The following is a 22,096-nucleotide window of genomic DNA, read 5'->3' as shown; positions in this document are numbered from 1 at the left end:
TAATTTTAAACAAACATTTTTTGGATTAAGCCTTTTTTGTATTGGTTAGTCTGTTCCAATTGTCGATTTACATGGTTAATTTTGTTGTCAATAGAGGAAAGGAAGTTTACTATTTTCGTTTGTTCAAGAGGACACGGCAATTTAATTCTGAATTTTCGTATATTTTCCATCGACAATGCGGGTTGAGAGCTAGTAGCAATATAATTTTTCACCTCTTTGTCTTTAAATGTATCTAGATTAAAATATTGCAATAAGTATGAAGGACTAACTTCTTCAGTAAGGACTCTAATACGTGCAACATTCGGTGCCAAATAAAATCTGTCATTTTCTTGAATTAAAGCAACTTCTCCAATTGTTCCCACATACGTATACATGATGTCATTTATATACAGTTTGCTTCGTTTTAATTTACTGAAATCACTGTCGTCAATATACTTTACGTCCTTTAAATCTAGTGTGTTAAATTTAATATTTAACCCTCTCAAAGCGATTGTCTTGCCGGAGTCCTTGTAAAGGACGTGTTTAGTGAATTCATATCCAGCTAACTTGGTAACTTCAGTTATTTCTCCTAATTTTCTCTCCACCCATTCTGGGAACTCGTTTCCCTCATTATTTTTGAATCTAATCTCCTGATTGAAAATTTGCTGCATAACGCCTTTCTTGTACTGATCCAACAATGCTTTCTTCTTCCTGAGCTGTTGAATTTTATCATCCACAGCGGTAAGGAAAGCTGCGATCTTTTGTTGTTCAGATAGATTAGGAATGAGTAATTTAAGTGACTTGTATTCTTCCGCATTAATCCCAGGTTGACCTGACCTCATTGACATCAATTTCAACCATCTCATGTATTGATCCCTTAGAGTAAGGTAATATATAAAAGCTGGATGAGCTCCACAAAGCGAGAATTTGATTAAAAATCCTGCAAACAACACATTACCATCTTCTTTTTTATATAGATAACTTTTTCCTACACTGGCACCTGTTCGAGCAAATACAATATCACCCTCTTTAAGCTTATACTTGTCCTCGATATTTCCATCTGGTGAAGTTAACGGCTTAGGGATAAATCTTCTAGATTCTTCATCTATATCTGTAATCCTTAAGTATTTGTTCACTCCATCAAAATCAATGGCTGAACTATTCATTCCATACATTACTTCTTTGGACAGCTGACCTAAAGTGTGATATGACCAAGTGTCCCTAAATTCAGAAAATCTGATGGCAGGTGAATTATTGAATTCCTCCATAGTTAAAACGGTGTATTAATTCCCAGATCCTTACAAAAACCCGAAATCACATTATCTGTATCTCTAATCTCTGCTTCAATTGCTTGTAATTTTGTTGAAATTGAAATTATGTCAATAGAATCTTCTTCCACAAATGTATCTACGTAACGAGGAATGTTTAGGTTGTAGTCGTTTTCCTCAACATCCTTTAAAGTAGCTGTGTAGCTGTATTTCAAAGAAGAAGATCTGTCACGAAAAGTATTAATAATGTTTTCAATATCTTCTGTGCGTAAGAAATTCTGATTGCCCACTTTACCAAAGTGCTGACTGGCATCTATAAACAAAATGTTATCGTCGACTTTACGGCATTTTTTAAACACTAAAATACAGGTCGGTATACTAGTGCCGTAGAAAATATTTCCGGGTAAGCCAATTACAGCATCCAAGTAATTTCTGTCTTTAACTAAGAACTTTCTAATATGTCCTTCAGCCGCTCCTCTAAAAAGCACACCATGGGGTAAAACGACAGCCATAGTGCCGTTTTCAGCTAGGTGATGAATCATGTGTTGTACGAAAGCAAAATCTGCCTTACTTGAAGGTGCTAGTTTGCCGTATTGACTAAAACGATCATCACTCATGAAAAGGGAGCTTGCACTCCAGTGAGCTGAGAAGGGTGGGTTAGCAACTATTGCTTCAAACTGCTGATCTAGGTGTTGCGGATGCACTAAAGTGTCATCCTGTTTGATATTAAAATTTCGGTAATGAACGTCATGAAGAATCATGTTCATCCTGGCAAGGTTATAAGTAGTACGGTTGAGTTCTTGCCCATAAAAGCTGGAAACCTGTTCTACTTCTTTAGCCACGCGCAATAGGAGAGACCCAGAGCCGCAGGTTGGATCGTATACAGACTTCAGTTTAGTTTTGCCTGTAGCCACAATCTTAGCGAGTACAATAGATACTTGTTGAGGAGTATAAAACTCTCCAGCTTTTTTACCAGCCCCACTAGCAAATTGACCGATTAAATACTCATAGGCATCGCCCAGTACATCAGCATTAGCATCCTTAAGTTTAAAATCTATTTTATCGAGATGGGCGAGCACCTTAGAAATGAGTTCGTTTTTTGCGCTCTCCGTTCTGCCGAGCTTAGTAGATGTAAGGTCTAGATCTTCGAACAGGTTATCGAAATCATCTTCACTGTCAGTACCCATGGTACTTTGTTCAATATTATGAAGAATTGTTGTCAGGTCGCCGAGAATGAAATTACTTTGACCCTCTCCCTGAGCATCCTCAGCATTAGCATTTCCACGACGTGCCACCTCACTGAAGAGTTCTGAAGGTTTTAGGAAGTAACCCAATTTGTTAATTGCCTCATCATGTATTGCTTGCAAGTATTCTTTGCCTTCTGTAGAAGATTCATCTATGCTTTGGTAGGTAATGCCGTCCTCTTCCAAAATCTCATTAGCGTAAATCAGCATTTTTTCACTTAAGTATTTGTAGAAGATAAACCCCAAAATGTAGTCGCGGAATTCATCGGCATCCATCTTGCCACGTAAGGTGTTGGCTATATTCCAGAGCTGCTGCTCAAGTTGTTTTTTTTGGTCTTCAGACATTATTTATTACTAGTATTCGATGCAATATCAAAATTTAAATGCCTGCTTACAATAGGGGAATGTAAACTTTAGTTGAACAGCTGTAAATCAGTTTGTTTGTCTCTTGATCTTTGCACCTTGAAAATCGGATTGCTAGGGAATGAATTCAAGCCAAGGAAAACTCCTTGGCTTGAATTCACATGTTAAGTTGTCACTCGATTAAGTTCTTTACTCTTGGCCCCGTCAATTTGATGCCGTTACAATTTCTGTTAGCGAAAAATATTGACGTTTTCTTTACGTCCATTCTCGATGTCCACACTATAATCTCCTAATATGTGAGAAAAAATAGGAGAGAAATCCATTCCAGCTAGCAGACTGATCTCTTTTGCCTTTTTACTTACATGCATAATGGTTTCGTTTTTTACCATGGTATCAATAGCAGCTTTAAGCGGGAGTATGCCTTCGATATAAGTCGGTATACCATATAATCCATCAATTCTGGAATTACGTGACATATCCTTAAATACATTGCGTGCATCTTTTGTAACCTTTCCAGTGGTAAAAACAATTATTTTACTTGCCTTGAATTTAACCGCCCGATATGTCAGGGGGTGAGCATCACCTGACTCGAAATTCCGGTCTTTAAGTTCAAAAATCCATACTTGATCTTTGAATTGGACTACGCAGTCCACTTCCTCGCTATCTTCAGTTAGATTCCAAATGATGTTTTTTTTCGGTATACCACTAGCAATTAAAGTATTCGTAATTAAAATGGTCATCCAATGGCTTCCTCTAGTCATCTTTTTTCCAAGATCGCTGATCATATAGCTTTCTTTGATCAATTCCTCGGAAAACTTTCTTCCGCAATGCGGGCAGCGTACTCCAACTGCGTTCGAGCCGGTGATTTCATCTCGTGATTGTATCACTGCGATTGCAGCTGCATTTTTTCTACAGAAAATGAGGATTTTAGGAATAACCAAATCCCATGATATCAGCTTCTCAATGGTTTTTAGGACAGTCTCTTTATGTTCACCTTTAATATCCAGATTTTTGGATAAATCCTGTTCAGAGATTTTCCGAAGAATTGCCCGTGCTTCTGGATCATTTAATTGTGTGGCAGCTTGGGAATCGGTTTCGCTAATTGAGGGATAACTAAAGCTTCTGTAGTAACTTACATGCGTATCAACCAGGTCATTTTCGTTAGCTTTATACCAAGCCAAATCCATGTGCCGAACTCGTCGCCCGTCTATTTTTAGTTTTAAGGAATCTTTAAAGTGGTTTACGTATTTAATTAATATTTGCTTCGCTGTATCCTTATTTTCCGAAATGACTCCAATTTCTATTCGCCTGTAAGGATCAGAATTGCCCGCTGATTCATTAACAATATATATAATTTCTTGCCCTTCCACAAAAATATCAGCGCGGTAAATGAATGAAGTCTCTCTCTTAATATTATAGTATCCTATCCAATCTAAAATCCTTTTGTTAAACGTGGTAATTCCTGCTGCGGCTAAGAATGAAACCTTAGATTGCCAGATGACCGATTTTAACCCAGCATCATTCATTCCCATTAATATTAAGGTAAAGTCGTTCGTCGCCAAACTAAGCTTGCTGTGACAATTAATTATTTCAAACATATGAAAGCTAAATTATTCAATAAATAGAAGAAAACTGTTAATCGATGCTCAAATCCTGGATATAATCAATTTCTCGTACAGAATGCGGAACTTGTAAATTCTTATCTTTAAATTTTAGTTGGAACAATATGTCAATATCTAGTTATCATTCTCAAATCAACACCTTGGAAAAGGAAATTCTGCGTCTGGACGACAAAATCTATACGGAACAAAAGAAAATGATGGACCGGGACGCCAAGATCAATAGTGTGCTGCGTACAATCAATAAAAATACTTCTGTTTCTTTGATTAAAAGTAAAAATGATCAAGTCATGAGGTACAGGAAAGAGATGCTAGGTTTTGCTACGTCTATCAATAACTTGGAAAAGCAAAAGCGCAGCAAAAAGGAAACTCTGATAAAGAAAAAGGAAACGCTTAGAAAAGCAGAGCTTGCTGAGCAAAAAAAAGAACTGCAGGGTAACAGATCCGTAAAATATTCACCAGTCAAAAGGTTTGATAGTGGAACAGGAGCGTCAACTTTTGAAATAGAAGAAGAATTTATGGGAGAAACGGAAGATGTCGTAAGCAGTGAGCCAGGGGCCATTCAGGTTTTTGTTTCCTATAGCTGGGACACAAAGGAACATGAAGAGAAGGTGTTTGACTTTGTCAATCATTTGAGAACACCAGGAGGCTTCGACGCACATATGGACAAAGGGTTGAGTCAGAAGGAAACATCCATTGATTTTGTAAAAATGATGTACCAAGCCATGCATAATTTCCCAAAAATTGTTGTCATTCTATCCAAAGGCTTTAAAAATAAGGCCGATGGATTTTCTGGTGGGGTAGGTACAGAATATGAGCTGATGATTAATGACATCAACGACCATCCGAATAAGTATATACTGGCCAGTTTTGGTGGGCGTGATAATAGCATCATACCTTACGGTTTTAAGGGAAGGGATATTGTTGATCTTTCCAACCCAGATGGAATGACCCAGCTTTATGAAAAGTTATTAGATCACCAGGGTTATGTATTTGCAGAAGTTGCTAAGGTAACGCGAGAATTGCCTATTAGGGTGGCGCGGCCTTTTTCTGCTACCGATGTAGTAGCGGCAGCAGCCCTTACAGAGGCGATTTCCATTACTCCAATTATCAAGCCCACCGGAGACTCAGGTCTGGCAGCTGGGAAATATAAAGACATAAGTTTCAATTTGAAATTTGAATTTTTGAACACGACTGCTGGCACTATAGAAGGTTTTAGTTATATCATTAAACTTCCAAAAGAACTTGATTTAAATCATTACTTAGACGCAGATCACGAAGGCTACGTTATTTATCAGCATTCCCACGAAGGGAAAATGTATCGCGGACAAAGGGTTCAGACCGTAGGGTTTTTACTAAGGGTAGAACACCAAAATATCTTGAAAATTATGGACGCTATTATTAAGGTAGAAGTGTTTAATGAACATGGCCCTGTCGAACGGGAATTTCCTGCAAAAGAACTAATTAAAATTCACCCTGGCGGCGAAAGTTATGCGGAAGCTGTACCGATCTCTCCGGATCTTTTTAAGTCGTAATTTTGATGGAACAGTTTGTTAACGCAGGTTATGGGCTCCTGTCTGATCTTTGGGAGGCACTACATCGTCGGGCTATACCCCCAAGATTATATGCAGTTGATCGGTTATTCAATAAGTTCGCCACTTCGGGATGGGCATTTGTCAGTGACCTTGAAGATGTGTTGGATGCTTTGGACTCAAGACTGAATTACAGATGCAGGGATGTCTTGAAGTTACTGGATGTAAAATTAGAAGAAATTTGCTTTACTCCACGTTCCAGGCAAACCAATACATCTTTTTTTGAAGGCATTCGGGTAGAGGAGGCGGCTTATGTCTTGATTATTCTGGAAAGGCTTGGATTTATGACTTTCCCAGATCGTTTGGTTGATTTGATTCTTCCGAATTTAAAATCCCAAAAACCTACAATGCTCACCGGTTGTGAACTGAACGTAATGCGCTATCATTCTTTGCGACATAAGGATCAACCACTACGATTAATATTTGGTGAACGCGCAGAGATAATGCATGGCAGAGGCGAGAAATGCACGTCTATTTCGGGTTTTAAGGTTGAGGCAATGTTAGATTCTGAAAGTAGGGTTACAATGCTAACTTCCACTGCACCAAGATTTCGCAAGATGCCCCATCCGGTAACTGTGAAGTGCCCAGAATGCGGTTTTTTGTATGAAAAAGGAGATCCGGATGCCAATTGTCAGCATCGGCAGGCGCATAAAAAAGTTATGCTCTACCTCAGGCCGGAACCCAGTAAAAGATTTAACACTGAGCGCTTGAACAGCTCTGAGCCGGAACTAGTACGTTCTGATTCACCGAAATGGAAACACAAAGAAATGTTTATTCGTGCCAGAGCCTTCAATAGGGAGATGGGCTATGATTCCATTATGTGGGGCGCTGAAGGCGAAGATGATCCATATGTTCATGGGTATTTATTCAGCGATATTTCAGACAGAATCGTCGGCGCATGTTCGTTTCGTAACCGAACAGAAACTGGCTGTGCAGAAATATGGGCTTTACAATGGGTTTGGATTTGCCCAATGGAGCGCAGGAATGGTCACTTATCCAGAAGATGGCAATTATTTCGTGAACGTTTCAAGGATTTTTACGTGGAACCTCCGGTTTCAAAGGAAATGGAGGCTTTTCTAATAAAACAAGGCGACACAAATTTAACGGTCTGGCCATACAATTGCGATAAACATCCCTGAGCGGTTTTTAGATTTACTGGCTGAATTCAGTGATGAGCAAAAAAATGTCAAAATGTATTTCTGATTTGCTGAAGTACTTGATGCTGTCATTTTTAATAACCTCACTACCTTTTTTCCAGCATATATTCCATTTATGTTTTGCGGGGGCAATGATCGGTTTAGCAAGTGCCCCGTTTGGGCTATACTCAATATTGAAAATCCATTTGGAAGGAATGTTGTCACTCATATGCGATCCAACAGGCCATAGCTCTAAAGTTTCATGAGCGTCTGCACGTTCGGTCACCTCTTGATGAGGAACCAGGATCTGGTACAATTGGCGGCCTTCTTCTTCATTGTTAAGAAATTGCATTTCTTCAACCTCAGGAAAGTTCTTAAAGCCAATTTTCTTCCATGCCTGTTCTGATGTTTGAGGTTGACAATGTAACTTCACTGCGAAAATTCCATGATTTCTAAAGTGATCAAGGACAGTATTAGTTAACTTTTTTCCTAAGCCTTGCTGTCTATGGCCTGGTTTGATTTCGGCCAACTGAATTTTGGCAGTTTTCTCTGCCAGTATCCAACTCATGAAACCAACTGGAGATCCCATATCACTAATAATCGCTATTTCTTTTCTTTCAAATGAATATATGATACTATCCCAATTGCAGTAGAATCCTGCATATTTCTCTAAACGTTCTTCCTCTTCCAGCCATCGATAGATTTCGGTTAGCTCATCAGTTGTTGGACTAAAACAAATGGTGATCTGATTGTGGTTTGATTCTTTCATATGGTTTTGGCTTGTTGATCACTTGTATGACTGACCATTAATCGCTCCAGTTTTCTTTCCAGTGCTCAAAATAAATATGATTTACGTTAAGTTGCATAGGTGAAGTTAAACCTCTGGTATTTCGATTTTAAATCTTTCAGCTAGAAAGTGGACGGCTTCAGGAAAGTTGGCTTTCTATAATTTAACAATGAGTCCATCGCGTCGCCACCCTTTTTACATTTGAAGCATTTTCATATCTGTTTTTCTGGCGATGCTGTAATGAAGGATGGGAAAAAAACTGGAAGATCTCAATCGTGAGCAGTTAGGTGTTAAGTCAACTAATTCGGAAATCAGTTCTGCAATGTCAGTTTTTTAATAATGCTTGTTATAAATTCTTTGGGTATCATTAAGCATATATTTGTTTTCGTCAAAGTTATATAAATCAGACATGAACTAACAGATCACCTCTTCAAGATATTCAATGAAGATTTCACATTAATGTTAATGTGGTGTTCTGTGTGGGAATTCAAGCCAAGATGACTTTCCCAATTGGGGTGCCATTTTAGGACAAATGTTCTGTAATAACCCAGCACTGAAATATGCCTAAACTTATGTTGTTTTAGGTTTTAATAAACTTTCCTAAATTCGCAGCAACTGATAATCAGAAAGGAATTGGTTCGTGCCCAGCATTATGTTAGGCGCGCCAAAAGCTTAGAGAAATCTAAGGCTTTTATGTTTGTTTCAAGTAGCTAATGGTTAATTGTTTGGTCAGTAAGATAATTATATCGATCTGTTGAGTGACATTCTACTTGGCATTATAAATAGCGTTTCTCTTGAAACAGTTAGAAAACAGGCTCCGATATAATCCTTAAATTCATTCCCATTGTTACAAATATTTAATAAATTTGTAACATAATAATTTGGTTATAAATAAAGCAACCACCTCATAATAAGGTGTATAACAAGGTTGTTAAGCATAGGCGCGGAATCGTAATGTTTCCATCCGATTTTTCTGAATTAGGAAGTGTTGATGCAGTTAAAATGAGTTTATCACGTCTTGAAAAGGATAAGGTGCTGGAGAGGCTAGCTCAAGGCATCTACCTCTATCCCAAGCAACATCCTACATATGGAAATTTATATCCATCAACAGAAGAAATTGCTGTGCAGATAGCTAGACGAGATCATGTAAAGATTATTCCCACAGGATCAGCTGCTTTGCATAAGCTGAGGTTAATTACTCAAATCCCCACGAATATGGTATACCTTACTGATGGGGCACCCAGAAAAATTAAAGTAGGGAAACAAAGGATAACCTTTAAGGCAGCCGTAGCGAAAAAGTTGGCCACCAAGGGAGAAGTCAGTACTCTGGTTATACAGGCTCTACAGGAATTGGGGCAAAAAGGAGTAGATGATAAAATTAAAGACAGCTAAGAGCCATCCTGGCTGAGGAGGATCCCAAAATGTTAAAACATGACATTAAGTTTGCTCCGGCGTGGATAGTAAAACTAATAAAGGAATTAGCGGAATTGCAAAATGACTAATTGGCTTAAACTAAAAACTGAATAGCGAAATGATATACTAGGTCTTGTCAGTAACAAAACAGGATTACTTGCTTATGTGATAGAAAAGGACTGGTTGGTTACCATGACATTATTTGCCATCTTCCGTACGGAATGGAAAATAACATTGTTTTTAAAGGGGGACATCCTTAAGTAAATCATGGGGTTTAATTGAAAGATTTTCAGAGGATATAGATTGGGTTTTAGACAGATCTGTATTGGGTTTTGGGGAAAACTTGAGTAAAAATAAAATCAAAGAACTAAGAAGAGCTTCCTGTGAATTTACCTCCGGGCCATTCCGAGATGCACTGGAAAGTGAATTATTGAATCTTGGGGTGGCTAAAGATATATTCGAACTAAAAGTTGCCGAAACCACTGATTCGGATCGGGATCCCCAGGTATTGGAATTATATTACTAATCTTCACTGGAAAAGGGAAGTTACCTAAAAGAAGCTGTGCTCATTGAAATCGGAGCTCGTTCATTAAGGGAACCCTCAGAGCAAAGAGAGATTACATCAATCATTGAAGTAAACCTTGATGATCCCGGCAACTTTGGAGTTCCATTCAGCATATTGACAGTTACCCCGGTCAGAACCTTCCTGGAGAAGGTGTTTTTACTACATGAAGAATTCAGTAAGCCTGTAGACCGCATACGCACGGAACGCATGTCCAGGCATCTTTACGACATCGACCGGATCATGGATATCATATATGGACAGGAAGCTCTTGATAATACTGAGCTATATACTTCAATCGTAGAACACAGAAAGAAATTTAACGCCATCCGTAATATTGACATATGGAAATGTTGGGCTTGCTCTGTTTGAACACTGTGCATTTCCTGACCAACTTGCATTGAATCAGACAAAATACGGGAAACCGGATTTTTTTTTGAAAAGAAGATTATAGGTTTGTAAATGACCAATTTAGGTCAGTATGGAAAATAGATATGGCTATCAAAATTACATGTATCAACAAAGACAATGGAAACCATGAAAATCCAAATGTTGCAATCACACACTTAGGCTGGATAAACGAGATTAATGGGGCCTCAGGTAAAAATACTAGAATAGAGATATACAATTGGATAAAAGTCGATGCAGGAGTAGCTTATGTAAAGGATGCTATGGGTAATAAGGCCAAAATCATTACGGCAGAAACTGCCAATGGAACGATGTATGTGAAAACTGAAGCAGACACAAGTTTGAAAAACAACCTGCTTTCCCTGCAGGAATGTAAATAATTTTTGGCAAATGCAGATTCATTAATCTACAAGTGTTGTGTTGGGCAGCATCTTGGGAAGCAAGGTAGTCTGCCTATGTTTTATTTATATTGTAATCGGCTATTTTGATTTCTGTACCTTCAAGTAACAATCGAAATACCTCCCTGTTTGACTGCTTTATTGATCGTGATACGTCAAAAATCACTATATATTCTCCTGAGGAGCGGTTTCCTTCAACACGCTTTGTTTCACAACTAATTAAGTCGACAGATACAATTGAGCCCAATCTTTCTTGAATGTTATTGAAATGTTCAGTAAGTAATTGATTTCTTTGTGCTTCAGTAAACCCCCTGTCTCCCATACTACATAATGGAAAGATGTTGTGATAGTCTTTTTGTTTCATAAGATCATAAAACTTTTCAGTTATACGAACTGCATCTTCTTTATCAGCATCTCTGTTTATGTAAGTTGTGCTAGGTGTACAGCCTAAGGAGAGTAATATTAAAATATATACAGGAATTTGCTTTAACATTATATAGATTCAATTAATAAATGGTTATTAAATATAAGTAATACTTTTGCTTCATTGATAACAAAATTTCGACATTTATAAGCTAGAATTAAACAGTTCATTTTTCAGGTAACATTGATAGCTGAAAAAACGATCCCCCTTAATATCTGGGTTTGTTTATTACCTTTACCTCAGTCTCACCAAAATTGCAAATTTCAACAGATGATTATATTAAGCAAGATGATTACCTTAAATGGCTAAAGTATTCACGATAACCGAAGGGCTTGAAAATCTCGGTGCTTTACGCACAGGTGGACAAGGCTCTGTTTACAAAGCCAGGCGTGGTGAGCAGATATCAGCTGTTAAAATTTTGCCGACACCTTTACACAGCGAGGACGAAAACGACAAGAACTATAGAGACTTTCAGAACGAAGTATCCAAACTTAAAAAAGTAAACGAGGAACCAAATCCACACGTTGTCAAAATTTTAAGTTCTGGTATTACCGAGAGCGGTTCACTTCCCTTTATTGAAATGGAGTTCATCGAAGGTCCCGATCTGGAAGAACTCATTCAGGTGCCTAGAGATAAAGTGTTTACGATAAGGGAGACCATCAAAGTTGCCGAACAATTATCCAATGCCCTGGCCCATTGCCATAAGGTATCAGTTAAACATGGAGACATCAAAAGCAACAATGTAAAGTTTGACACCAAATCGGGTAACTACATGCTTTTGGATTTTGGTTTGTCTGTCATGACTGACGAGCAAAGACGCACCAGTTTAAGGCATGCAGGAGCGATAGAATTTATGGCTCCCGAACAGAACGAAGGAGAGATGCTTTTACAGTCTGATGTGTACAGCTTTGGTATCATTCTGTTTGAACTCTTAGCGGGAACGGTTCCATTCCCTTTAAATAACCAAAGCGAAACCTCCAGAAATATGGTTATGGTTTCCCATATGGAGCAACCAGTTCCGGATATACTTGATTTAAGGGAGCAGAATTTGCCTGAAAACTGGCAACAGGAAATACGGGACTTTGAAATGCTTGTGCCTGGTTGGTTGCTTTCAGTTATTGCCAAGTGCTTAGAAAAGAACCCTGGAAACCGATTTGATTCTGGAATTAAGTTACATGAAACCATTTTAAACAGCATCTCTTCCAAAGATATTTTTGTATACACTTCTGCAAGTGCTGCCGCCGTCCTTGCAGGAAGTGCAGTAAGCTTGGCCGATGCACCCCAGCTCTTAGCAACACCGGAGGTATTACCTTCGAACCAGGCAAAAGAGGAAAATAAAGCTCCCGGTCTTTCTGGTAACAGTTTTAAAAACTCGTTTCCAGAGGCCTTACGCAAATTTAAGCCGATAGTTATTGGTTTAGGTGTTTTGTTAGCCTGTTTAGCCTTATTTGGCAGCTACTCGATCTTAAATAAACCGGAAGAAGAGATAGTAGATACAGCCGCGCTTAATTTGGAGAACGAAATGTTGAAAGATTCATTGGAGAACGAAAGGTTGAAAGATTCAATTGATCAAGCAGAACGTCTGATTGCTCAGCCCGTACAGAACCCTAATGCTTACTTAAACAAATCTCCAGGAAAATCTAAGGGTAAAGGGCGATCAAAAGGCAAGGGTCATAAAAATAAATGATTTAGATCTCTGGGCACGATCCCATATCAGGTTGTTATTAGGAGAGAAGCTGTAACAGAAGTTTCTTTACATACTGCATATATAATATTTAAATAATAACTTGGTGAATTGAAACTTGCAAATAGATGCCATCTTTCTCCTTGTAAAATTCATCTCTGTTAAACTGACATCCAATATGAAAAGACGTGCTTTCGTAAAGACAACAATCATAAGCAGTGCTGCCGCTGCGATACTACCTCGGACTGGATTTGCTCAACTTAAACCTAGCAATATGACACAATTGTATTATGAGCTTAGAACCTATACTTTAAAGGATGCTAACCAGCAGCGCCTGGTAGAAGACTATCTTGAAAAAGCAGCAATTCCTGCATGGAATAGACTGGGCATTAAAAACGTCGGTGTATTTACCGAAATAAAGCCTTCAGGACAATCGATATTGGTTGCGCTAATCCCTTATCAATCGCTACAAGAGTTTGAGACGATAAATAATAGTCTTGAACAGGATAAACGCTATAATACTGAAGGTGCTGCATATCTGAATGCTCCAGCAACAAAACCAGCATATGAGCGTATTGAAAGTTCCTTACTTAAAGCCTTTAAAAACATGCCTGGCTTAGCGCTCCCACCGAAGGGTAAACGCATTTTCGAGCTGCGTAGATATGAGCATGCGAGTGAGGCAGCTGGGGCAAAGAAACGTGAGATGTTCAATGATGAAGGGGAGATTGAGATTTTTAAAAGGCTAGGTTTTAAGCCAGTATTCTTTGGAGAAACGATCATAGGGGAGGCACGACCGAACCTTATTTATATGGTTACCTTCGATGATATGGCCGCGCATGACCAACATTGGAAAACTTTTATTGCTGACCCGGAATGGAAGAAAATCAGTGTGATTCCGGAATATGCAGACTCAAAGCTTGTATCTAAGATAACGGCCACATTTCTTCAGCCTACGGAGTATTCGCAGATCTAGCTAGGACGATGGTATGATATGGTATGATAATTTATGTTTTGCTATGAAAAAGCAATGAAATGGGTATGAAAATAATAAAAGGATTAGGATTGCTAACTGTAATCGTTTTTTTGTCGTTAGGGTTTGTTTCTGTAAAGCCAGATTATCCACGCATTGGTATTGTGACCAGTTTGAAACAGGATAGTATTGCTTATGCAGCAGGCTTCCGTTCGATCGGCGAGTCTGTTCGGAAAATGATTTCTCCTTCATTGTCTGAGCGTGAACTGCGCACGAACCTTGAAGATATAAAATCAGCAAAGTGTAAGGTGCTGATGTGTAATTTGTTTTTTCCAGGCAGCATTAAGATTGCAGGCCCGGCAGTCAATGAAAGGCAGGTACTGGGTTACGTCGATTCTGTCCTTACTATGGCTCGTAAAGCGGGTATCAAATATATCGTTTTAGGAAGTTCTGGATCGAGGAACATCCCCGAAAATTATGATTTGAACAAGGCAAAAGATGATTTTGTTGTGCTATGCAAAAAAATGGGTCAGGTTGCAGAAAAACATAAAGTAACCATATTGCTGGAAAACCTGCAAAAATCTGAAACAAACTTCCTGACTTCTTTGAATGCGGCTGCCGATATTGTGAGAAGGGTGGATGAACCCTATTTTAGGCTTAATGCAGATATATTTCACATGATGCGCGAAGGAGAGTCTCCAGAGGAAATTATAGCTGCCGGTGATCTGATTAGTTTCTGTGAAATCGCGGAGAAGGAGAAACGCTCCTTGCCAGGTGTTGCAGGTGATGATTTCAGGCCTTATTTGCGGGCGTTAAAACAAATTGGATATCGGGGATTCATTTTTATAGAAGGAAATACCAATGACCCTGGTAGGGATATCCCAATTTCGTTTAAGTACCTTAACAATCAGATTTCGGAAGTGTATTCTGCATCCTAGACAAAGGAGGTGTTCTGTATATTTGAATTAACCAAATCAGAAAATCTAGCCATGGCTAATAAAGTGACAAACTACTTCGCCTTGAAGTTGTTTTAGGGTTACAAAAACATGTATGGAAAATTATCCGATCAGTATTAGTGTAGACAAACAAGTTCACCATTTCGAAATTGGTGAATACCTGCACCACGATGGCGAGAGCTGTAAAGTAAAAGTATTTCAGGAGGGGAAACTGGTCGCCAGTTTTGAGCCGGATGATAACAACTACCTGCACATTTGCCAGAATCCAGGTAAGCTGAATGAAGAGCTGCTGTTTTTATTGGCGGATCAGATTGAGGCGCATCACCCGAACGGGATTAATAAAGATTTAGAAATAGATAACGAATCCGATCAAAAAGATTTATAACAAAATTGCTGATATAAGGACTCAACTCTACCCCTTTGCGACAATCAATTGATAGCGATGAGCACATACTAAGACCCAAATGTAAAATGCCGCAAGTTTAACGGCAGTCCATACCTAAAGAGTTAAAAATGGTGAAGTAAAGCCCCCTCAGAAAAACGTTTTTAATTATGGATTTTTAAACTGCTTATCATCTATAGTGGCAACAAATTCTCTCGGGCTCTGCCCATACTGCTTTTTGAATTCTCTGCTAAATTACTTAGGGTCATTAAAACCGACTAAATATGAAATTTCCGATACATTATATGTTTTCTGCGCAAATAGCTGTGCTGCTTTTTTTAAACGAATGGTCTTTATAAAATCATTCACAGATAAATCGGTAATAGCTCTGATCTTTTTATACAATACCGGTTGCTCATACCAATATAGTTTGCCAGTTCTAGAACATTAAAATCTTCGGCAGACATGTGATCCTGCTAAACTTGGTATTTTTATTCATTGGGACATTTATTCAGTAACGGAGTTTCGGAGTCCTGATCAGTCTTCAACAATTACCTGAGCCACGACAACTACATGAAGCAGCTCTGGTTTATATCTGCTCATTAGGTGAACTACAAATGACCAACGAATTTACTTTCATTTGTCATAATCACCTCCCGTATTTGTCGCTATAAGGTAGTTTGTAATGTCTTTCTATTGGGTATTTTTGACATTAAATTATTATCGAATATGAAAATAGTACGAGTTTGTTATACCACCACAGCAGCGTTCGCAACCGTAAACCAGAAAAACATTAATGGTATCGTGAACGAACTGAAAGAACTTAATCATCCCGGTATTAAGTATGGTGCTTGGCTGCTTGCAGATGGGAAAACGTTTATGCACTTCGATCAGTTAGATAATGAGGAAGCCCATGAAGTGTTAACATCACTGGAGTCGTTTAAAAAGTTTGATGCAGAACTTTTGGCTAGTGGCTTAGAGGCAGAACCTCAACTAGAGCTTCTTTTGTTGGTTGCCTCAACAGAAGTGTTCTTTTAGACTTTAAACTGAAAACTTTATCACTTAAATTCCATTACTAAAAAATCAGATTTCCCTAAGTACACTAATATTAGTCCTGTCATCTTGGTTAGTGAGATTGTTAGGTGAAGCTACAACTCATGATTAATTATCTCTATAAATCTGGAAATAAAACATTAGCTGTAACCGGCCAGCTACCAAGATGAAATTCTTAAACTGGAAAGAACAAGTATTAAAGGCAGTTTCAACATAGAGGACATGCCAACCCTGAGCATCCCTAATTGAGGATATTATCCATTTTTACTGTTGGATAATCCATTTTTCGCCTCTTTATTTAACGTAATTTTATTTTTGAAAACATCTGGAATTGACAGGTAAATGCATATCTGTGATTTCTTTTGATGCTTTATTAAACCAAATATGACCACTATGTCTGGATGTCCTTGCAAAAAAAATTGCACGTTGAGGTGCATTGTTCCTGTTTTTTTTATCCTGCATGCCGTCCCGGCTGTGTTCCGTCAGGATCTCACAAATGTTTCCGAAAACTCACTTATAAGTATAAAAAATGAAAAATAGATTTATTTATCAAACGCTGATATTATCTGTCCTTGGATCGCTTCTTTTATTTACCGGTTGTAAAGTGCCAGGTAAATCTCTTTATGTAAAATCGAAAGATGGTTCAAATAAAATTACATTGTCGTTAAATGAGAATGGAGCGCTATATTATAATGTAACCCGAAAAGATAAAATACTAATTTCCGATTCTCCTCTAGGCCTGGATTGTGCTGATCAGAATTTCACTTCCGGACTATCAATTGCTAAAATCTCTCCCATTGAAGATAGAAGGGAGAAATACGAGTTGAAGGTTGGTAATTATAAATCAATAGATCATGTTTTTGAAAGTAAAAGCATAACTTTTAAAAATAGCCAGGGCGCATTAATGATACTGGATTTAATTGCCGGAGATGAAGGTGTCGCTTTTCGTTATCGATTTCCGGAAGATGGCAACAAAAAGAGGGTGATAAAGGATGAAATTACAGAATTCCAAATTGAGAAAAATGCAAAGGGCTGGATGCAACCCTATAATAAAGCTGGTGACTATACCCCGGGCTATGAAGATTTTTACGTTAGTGTAAAATCGGGAGACACAGTTAATAATTCACGCAACCCTTCTGTTGGCTGGTGCATGCCTGCGCTTTTTAATGTAAATGAAAATAATACCTGGATCCTCATTGCGGAATCCGGAACTGATGGTTCTTTTCCAGGTTGTCATTTACAGCCAGATGCGGAAGGAGGACGCTATAAAGTTGCATTTGCTAAAGAAGACGAGAAATATACGCTCCCTTTACCTGAAAAAGAAAATGCTTATCCAGAGTCAACTCTTCCATGGGTTATGCCCTGGAGGATAATTATCATTGGCGAAAATGCTGGAGACATATTGTTGTCAACCTTAATCACAGATTTAGCCCCTGCATCTAAAATTGAAGATACCACATGGATAGAGCCAGGAAAAGCAGCATGGTCATGGTGGTCGCATCCGGATGACCATACCCCTGAAATTTATAAAGAATTTACAGATCTTTCGGCCTCATTTGGCTTTAAATATACGCTCTTTGATGCGGGATGGGAAAAAGCAAACAAAGAAGGCGGGATTATTGACCACGCGGTTTCCAAAGGAATTAAACCAATGGTTTGGGGATATTCATCAGAATATTTTGATCCGGTAAAAAGAAAGAAAAGGTTCAAACAGTTGGCTGATATGGGTGTCAAAGGCGTTAAAATAGATTTTTGGTGCTCAGACCGGCAAGAGGTTATGGCAGCTTTACAATCCGTTTTTGAGGACGCAGCAAAAGAACACCTCATGGTAAATCTTCACGGCAGTACTGTTCCAAGGGGCTGGCACAGAACATGGCCAAATTTTATGACGGCAGAAGCCATCCTGGGAACGGAAAGTTATTTTTATGAGCCAAGGTTTCCTGATAAAGCCGCTGAACAGAATACAGTGCTGCCTTTCACAAGAAATGTAGCTGGCCCTGCAGACTATACTCCGTTTGCGTTAACGATGAGAAAATATCCCCGCCTAAACACAGCGGCTCATGAGCTTGCTACTGCCCTGATATATACGTCGGGAATTATTCATTTTGCTGATTCAAAAGAGGTATTTGATTCACTCCCTGTCGAGGTTAAAAATCTATTAAAAGATATGCCGGCTACATGGGATAAAACCGAAAGTGTTTTGGCCGAACCAGGTAAATCATTAGTGCTCTTCCGCCAGAAAGATTCCCTTTCTTATATTGTGGGTATAAATGGTACAAATGACGTGCTGCCTATTACAGTGGATCTTGCTAAATATGGCAAGGGCTTTTCTAAATTTAGGGTAATTTCGGAAGGGAGCGATCCGGTAATGGGATTTCAAGCACAAACGCATCCAATATCGTCAGGCTGGTCCTACACCATGGCTCCAAAAGGAGGATTTATTCTTCAGTTTATTAATTGACAAAATTGATTATATATAAAATAGGATGCATGGCTGTAGGAAATAAACGCTTATTATCGGGTCTGATCACACTTGCTTTTGTCTTTTATACACTTAACCTTGCGGCCCAGCAAAAGTTAAGGTTATGGTACAACAAGCCCGCCAATATGTGGGAAGAGACCTTGCCGCTTGGCAACGGCCGCTTAGGCATGACACCAGACGGGGGAATTTCAAAAGAAAAAATCGTTTTAAATGACATCACCTTATGGTCCGGATCTCCGCAGGATGCTAATAACTATGAAGCGAATAAAAGCCTGCCTGCCATAAGGAAACTTATTCTGGAAGGAAAAAATGAGGAGGCGCAGGCCTTGGTCAACCGTGACTTTGTGTGTAAAGGCCCGGGATCGGCTGGAGCCCAGTGGGGTAAATTCCAAACATTGGGTGCGCTGGAAATTGATTTTAACTATGGGGGTTTAGCTGGTCATGCTGCCATACCTAAAGATTACCATAGGGAACTTTCGCTTAACAATGCCATTGCTAATAGCAGTTATACCTTAAACGGTGTAAAATACACTAGAGAATATTTCAGCAGCTTTGATGATGATGTAAACGTAATTAAGATTGTTGCTGATAAACCCGGGACGATCAATTGCCGGATCACGATCAGCAGGCCTGAGAAGTTTGCTGTTAAGACCATGGGAGAGGAGCTCCAGATGTCAGGACAACTTGATAATGGTACCGATGGCAAAGGGATGCAGTACATTGCCCGGGTGAAGACAAGTGTAAAGGGGGGGAGCGTTAGCACCGATCAGCATGCTATCATCATTAAAGATGCAACCGAACTGATCATTTATATTTCTGCAGCAACAGATTTTAAAGGCTTTGCATTTAAGGAAAAGACCAGCGAATTTCTCGAAGCAGCATTAAAAAAGCCTTACGATGTTCAAAAGACAAAGCACATCTCCAATTTCAGCAAGCTTTTTAGAAGATTGAGTTTGGATCTCGGATCTGGCACTTCCCATGATTTGCCAACAGATGTGAGATTAGGGATGTTTTATAAACGTGCCGATCAGGATCCGGGTCTTGCCGCCCTGTTTTTTCAATACGCCAGGTATTTAAGCATTAGCAGCACAAGGGTGGGCCTGCTGCCCCCAAATTTGCAGGGATTGTGGGCCAAAGAGATCAATACACCCTGGAATGGGGATTATCACCTGGACGTAAATGTCCAAATGAACCACTGGCCTTTAGAAGTTTCTAATCTTTCTGAACTAAATCTGCCCCTGGCGGATCTTGTAAAAGGGTTGGTCAAGCCGGGAGAGAGAACGGCAAAAGCTTATTATAATGCACAGGGATGGATTGCACATGTGATTACCAATGTATGGGGTTTCACCGAGCCCGGTGAGAGTGCCTCATGGGGTGCTGCAAATGCCGGTTCGGGATGGTTGTGTAACAACCTCTGGGAACATTATGCCTTTAGCATGGACCGGAACTATCTCAAAGATATCTATCCTGTACTCAAAGGTTCTGCCGAGTTCTATAAAAGTGCCCAGATAAAAGATCCCAAAACTGGGTGGATGGTAACCTCACCATCGGTATCTCCTGAAAATACTTTCTATTTGCCAAACGGAAAAACAGCCAGTATTTCTATGGGGCCTACGATTGATAACCAGATTATAAGGGAATTGTTCACCAATGTTATTACTGCCTCTAAAGTGCTGGATATGGATGTCCAGTTCAGAAAAGAACTGGAAGAAAGATTGAAGTTAGTGCCACCGGCAGGAGTGATTAGCAAAGATGGGCGTATTCAGGAATGGATAGAAGATTACAAAGAGACAGATCTTCAGCACCGCCACATATCCCATTTATACGGCCTGTATCCTGCGTCGTTGATTACACCAAATTCAACACCGGAGCTGGCTCAGGCGGCCAGGAAAACCCTGGAAATTAGAGGAGATGATGGGCCGAGCTGGACCATAGCCTACAAGCTATTGTTCTGGGCAAGGCTACAGGATGGCAACCGAGCATTTAAGCTACTCAGAGAAATTCTTAAGCCAACCCGGAGAACTGACATTAATTATGGCGCAGGAGGTGGTGTATATCCTAATATGCTGTCGGCCGGCCCGCCATTCCAGATCGATGGAAATTTTGGGGCAAGTGCGGGAATAGCAGAAATGATGTTGCAAAGTCATGATGGTTTTATTGACCTGCTCCCTGCATTGCCTGATGCCTGGAAAGCATATGGGAACATTAAAGGGCTTAAAGCCAGGGGGAATTTTACAGTTGACATGGCCTGGAAAGACGGTAAAATTATCAGCTACAAGATTGCTTCGCCTACACCCACAAAGGTGAAAGTAAAGGCTAACGGAATAACAAGGGAAATCATGTCATCCAGTGCTTTGCCTAATTAAGGTTACTTCTTATGTTTTTTTCGGTATTCAGATGGTGACATCCCAATTAATTTGCTAAATAAGCGTGAAAAATAATACTGATCGTCAATGCCAAGCTTCAAACAGATCTCTTTGATGCTCTTGTCTGTAAAATAAAGATATTGACAGGAATACTGGATCTTAAGCTGATTAAAATATGCATTTGGTGAAATCCCTGTTTTATGTTTGAAGGTTCGCAAATAATGTGAAAGGGAGATTCTCTGCTGATCAGCAAACTCGTTAACAGACAATTTTTTATCCAGGCTGTCCTTCATGAACGCTATGGAGTTGCTGATGGTGTCCTGGCTGTATACCGCGGGGTTTCTTTCTTTGTAATAAATGAGCGATGTCACAAAGTCAAGCAGACGGAAATTCATAATCTCCATTTCTCTGCTGCTGAAACTGTGTTCTAAGATAGAATAGATCTGATCAAATTGATGTATTCGGTATTCTTCAAAAGGAATAGCATGGACTTGATGTTCTCCTTCAACTATGGAACGTTCATAAATCCGTCGTGAATTTGTTCCACTGAAATGCAGCCAGTAAATCGTCCATGGGTTTTTTGCCGAGCTATAATAACGGTGCGCAGTATTTTTGGGGATGATGAAAAAGGTGTTTGCTTTCAATATGTAAATGCGCTTATCAAGTTCTATAGTTCCCTCCCCATCGATACAATACAACAATATAAACTCGGGACTACCGGTCAACCGCTCTCTGTCGTGGCCCAAGGCATGTGGATAAAACCCAATGGCAGTTAAGTAAAATGAATTTATCAAAGGATTGTTCCTGATGTCTTGTCTGATGTTGGGTGTTAAAACAATCATCTTTTGCCCAAGAAATCCTTCTTTAATTTTTCTATGCTCTTCCATTGTTTTTAAGTATGTGGTTCTTAAGGTAAATATAATAATACGGAGCACTCGAAAGTGAGCATATAATCCATGTTTTTTACTGAATTATCCATTTTCCTGGCTTTTAATTAACGTAGTTTTATT

At 39.2% G+C, this 22,096-nt stretch carries 17 protein-coding genes and 1 pseudogene; 12 read left to right on the top strand and 6 right to left on the bottom strand.

Features of this window, described 5'->3' with window-relative positions; genetic code table 11:
• Positions 1-5: 5 nt before the first annotated feature.
• The 3 genes from IWX76_RS14135 to IWX76_RS14125 all read right to left on the bottom strand — a co-directional run bounded on the left by IWX76_RS14135 (position 6) and on the right by IWX76_RS14125 (position 4,452).
• Entirely contained in the window at positions 6-1,247 is a 1,242-nt protein-coding gene (locus IWX76_RS14135) for a restriction endonuclease subunit S (RefSeq protein WP_196860630.1), read from the bottom strand.
• Positions 1,248-1,249: 2 nt separating this feature from the next.
• A complete protein-coding gene (locus IWX76_RS14130; protein ID WP_196860628.1) occupies positions 1,250-2,836 on the bottom strand; it encodes a type I restriction-modification system subunit M in 1,587 nt (528 codons plus the stop codon).
• Between the two features lie 248 nt (positions 2,837-3,084).
• A complete protein-coding gene (locus IWX76_RS14125; protein WP_196860627.1) occupies positions 3,085-4,452 on the bottom strand; it encodes a hypothetical protein in 1,368 nt (455 codons plus the stop codon).
• Positions 4,453-4,616: 164 nt separating this feature from the next.
• Between IWX76_RS14125 and IWX76_RS14120 the strand changes: the two genes are divergently transcribed.
• Together IWX76_RS14120 and IWX76_RS14115 are read left to right on the top strand one after the other, a co-directional pair.
• Positions 4,617-6,008, top strand: a complete 1,392-nt coding sequence (locus IWX76_RS14120) for an SEFIR domain-containing protein (protein WP_196860625.1) — start codon at positions 4,617-4,619, stop codon at positions 6,006-6,008.
• A 5-nt stretch (positions 6,009-6,013) separates the two neighbouring features.
• Positions 6,014-7,204 carry a hypothetical protein gene (locus IWX76_RS14115; protein WP_196860623.1) on the top strand — a complete coding sequence of 397 codons (1,191 nt, stop codon included), beginning with the start codon at positions 6,014-6,016 and terminating at the stop codon, positions 7,202-7,204.
• Positions 7,205-7,217: 13 nt separating this feature from the next.
• Here IWX76_RS14115 and IWX76_RS14110 read toward each other — a convergent pair whose 3' ends face one another.
• Positions 7,218-7,970 (bottom strand): GNAT family N-acetyltransferase, encoded by a 753-nt coding sequence (locus IWX76_RS14110; protein ID WP_196860621.1) that lies wholly within the window; start codon positions 7,968-7,970, stop codon positions 7,218-7,220.
• Between the two features lie 933 nt (positions 7,971-8,903).
• On the opposite strand from IWX76_RS14110, the gene IWX76_RS14105 reads away from it, so the two are divergent.
• The 3 genes and pseudogenes from IWX76_RS14105 to IWX76_RS14090 all read left to right on the top strand — a co-directional run bounded on the left by IWX76_RS14105 (position 8,904) and on the right by IWX76_RS14090 (position 10,751).
• Positions 8,904-9,380 (top strand): DUF6088 family protein, encoded by a 477-nt coding sequence (locus tag IWX76_RS14105; protein WP_334641956.1) that lies wholly within the window; start codon positions 8,904-8,906, stop codon positions 9,378-9,380.
• A gap of 280 nt (positions 9,381-9,660) precedes the next feature.
• A pseudogene (locus IWX76_RS18095) lies at positions 9,661-10,335 on the top strand (nucleotidyl transferase AbiEii/AbiGii toxin family protein); the annotation flags it as partial.
• A 122-nt stretch (positions 10,336-10,457) separates the two neighbouring features.
• A complete protein-coding gene (locus IWX76_RS14090; RefSeq protein ID WP_196860615.1) occupies positions 10,458-10,751 on the top strand; it encodes a DUF3892 domain-containing protein in 294 nt (97 codons plus the stop codon).
• Positions 10,752-10,824: 73 nt separating this feature from the next.
• Here the strand turns inward: IWX76_RS14090 and IWX76_RS14085 are convergent, their stop codons facing one another.
• Positions 10,825-11,262, bottom strand: coding sequence for a hypothetical protein (locus IWX76_RS14085; protein ID WP_196860614.1), 438 nt, complete (start codon positions 11,260-11,262; stop codon positions 10,825-10,827).
• Positions 11,263-11,494: 232 nt separating this feature from the next.
• Between IWX76_RS14085 and IWX76_RS14080 the strand changes: the two genes are divergently transcribed.
• The 7 genes from IWX76_RS14080 (at position 11,495) to IWX76_RS14050 (ending at position 21,086) form a co-directional block, all read left to right on the top strand.
• Complete coding sequence (locus IWX76_RS14080) at positions 11,495-12,880, top strand: serine/threonine protein kinase (protein WP_196860613.1); 1,386 nt, start codon at positions 11,495-11,497, stop codon at positions 12,878-12,880.
• A gap of 271 nt (positions 12,881-13,151) precedes the next feature.
• Positions 13,152-13,850 carry an NIPSNAP family protein gene (locus IWX76_RS14075; protein ID WP_334641955.1) on the top strand — a complete coding sequence of 233 codons (699 nt, stop codon included), beginning with the start codon at positions 13,152-13,154 and terminating at the stop codon, positions 13,848-13,850.
• Positions 13,851-13,915: 65 nt separating this feature from the next.
• Positions 13,916-14,785 carry a sugar phosphate isomerase/epimerase family protein gene (locus tag IWX76_RS14070; protein WP_196860610.1) on the top strand — a complete coding sequence of 290 codons (870 nt, stop codon included), beginning with the start codon at positions 13,916-13,918 and terminating at the stop codon, positions 14,783-14,785.
• A 112-nt stretch (positions 14,786-14,897) separates the two neighbouring features.
• Positions 14,898-15,188, top strand: coding sequence for a hypothetical protein (locus IWX76_RS14065; protein WP_196860609.1), 291 nt, complete (start codon positions 14,898-14,900; stop codon positions 15,186-15,188).
• A 726-nt stretch (positions 15,189-15,914) separates the two neighbouring features.
• The gene (locus IWX76_RS14060; RefSeq protein ID WP_196860607.1) at positions 15,915-16,223 is read left to right on the top strand and encodes a hypothetical protein; all 309 of its coding nucleotides are present in this window, start codon (positions 15,915-15,917) and stop codon (positions 16,221-16,223) included.
• A gap of 544 nt (positions 16,224-16,767) precedes the next feature.
• Entirely contained in the window at positions 16,768-18,699 is a 1,932-nt protein-coding gene (locus IWX76_RS14055; protein WP_196860606.1) for a glycoside hydrolase family 97 catalytic domain-containing protein, read from the top strand.
• A gap of 29 nt (positions 18,700-18,728) precedes the next feature.
• Positions 18,729-21,086 carry a glycoside hydrolase family 95 protein gene (locus tag IWX76_RS14050; RefSeq protein ID WP_196860604.1) on the top strand — a complete coding sequence of 786 codons (2,358 nt, stop codon included), beginning with the start codon at positions 18,729-18,731 and terminating at the stop codon, positions 21,084-21,086.
• A 2-nt stretch (positions 21,087-21,088) separates the two neighbouring features.
• Here the strand turns inward: IWX76_RS14050 and IWX76_RS14045 are convergent, their stop codons facing one another.
• Positions 21,089-21,973 (bottom strand): AraC family transcriptional regulator, encoded by an 885-nt coding sequence (locus IWX76_RS14045; protein ID WP_196860602.1) that lies wholly within the window; start codon positions 21,971-21,973, stop codon positions 21,089-21,091.
• Positions 21,974-22,096 lie beyond the last annotated feature (123 nt).

Origin of the sequence: Pedobacter sp. CAN_A7 (assembly GCF_015752175.1) — a bacterium.
In the GTDB taxonomy this organism is placed as follows: domain Bacteria; phylum Bacteroidota; class Bacteroidia; order Sphingobacteriales; family Sphingobacteriaceae; genus Pedobacter.
The sequence above is the reverse complement of the archived record's forward strand: the minus strand, read 5'-3'. Positions and strand labels throughout refer to the sequence as shown.